The 1,108-nt window shown below is 71.5% G+C and carries 2 pseudogenes; both read left to right on the top strand.

From position 1 onward, the window contains the following. Positions 1 to 447 (top strand): annotated as a pseudogene (locus Q8814_RS26240) (Hsp70 family protein); the annotation flags it as partial. A gap of 11 nt (positions 448 to 458) precedes the next feature. Next, positions 459 to 1,108, top strand: a pseudogene (locus tag Q8814_RS26235) (LuxR C-terminal-related transcriptional regulator); the annotation flags it as partial.

The following is a 1,108-nucleotide window of genomic DNA, read 5'->3' as shown; positions in this document are numbered from 1 at the left end:
CTCGTGGACAACGAGGGTTCGGTCACGGTCGCGACCGAACAGGCCGGTGCCGTCACGTCGGTGGCCGTTCCCGCAGGCGCCACACAGGCCGCCGCGACCGCACGTAACCCCGGCGCACCCGCGCCCGCCGCCGGCCCTGCCGGAACCGACTCGGGCACCGATGTTCCCGCACCGCTCCCGGCGGCGCCCGACGCACCGCTCCCGCCGGCGCCGGGCGCACCACCTGCACCCGCACCGGCTCCCGCACCCGCACCGGCCCCCGCACCGGCCCCCGCACCGGTGGTCACACAGCCCGCCCCGCAACCGGACGGCAGCCGGGTCGGCGACGCCCTGGAAGGAGCAGGTCAGGGCGTGGGTGCCGTGGCCGAAGGCGTCGGCAGCGGTTTGGAGAAGACGCTCGACGGCACCGGCAACGTCGTCGGCGTCATTACCGGTGGCAACCGCTGACCACGTCGCCGATGTTTCCCACAACCGCTCGCCCCCCGCTGCCCGTGCCACAGGAAGTCGACCGCGCCCTCGGCTCGACCGGGCTTCCGCGGCTGCTTCTGGTCGGCGGTGCGGGCACCGGCAAGTCGGCGCTGCTCGCCGCCATCCGGCAATCGGCGGTTACCGAGCACCCCGGATTGCGGGTGATCGACGACGCCCACACGCTGGGCGCCGACGACGTGCGCGACCTCGTCGACGAGGTGCATTGCGGTACAACGCCATTGATCGTCGCGACCGAGCCGCGTCCGCAACGTGCGGACCTGCGTGCGCTACTCTCGGCCTTCGCGACCCATGCGACGCTCGTCGAACTTCGTCCGTGGAGTGCACGCGAAATTGCTTCCCGTGCCACCACTTTCGACACCACCCTGCGACCGGACCGGATTCGCGCGGTGCACCGGCTCACCGCAGGCATTCCCGAACTCGTGGAAGTCGCGCTGACGGCCCTGCAGTCGGGCGACGACCCGAAGCCGCTTGTCGCCGAACGTATCCGAAACCGGTTCTGCGTCGATCCGGAACTCGCCGCCACTCTTGCCGTCGTCGATTTCGGAATCGTCGCGGACGCAACGGAGCTCACAGCAGTTCTCCACGTCGGCCCTCGGCGCGCCCTCGAACTGGTGGATGC

Origin of the sequence: Rhodococcus chondri, from assembly GCF_036327435.1 — a bacterium.
Classification (GTDB): domain Bacteria; phylum Actinomycetota; class Actinomycetes; order Mycobacteriales; family Mycobacteriaceae; genus Rhodococcus; species Rhodococcus chondri.
Note: the sequence above shows the minus strand (reverse complement) of the source record. Positions and strands in the feature narration are given on the sequence as shown.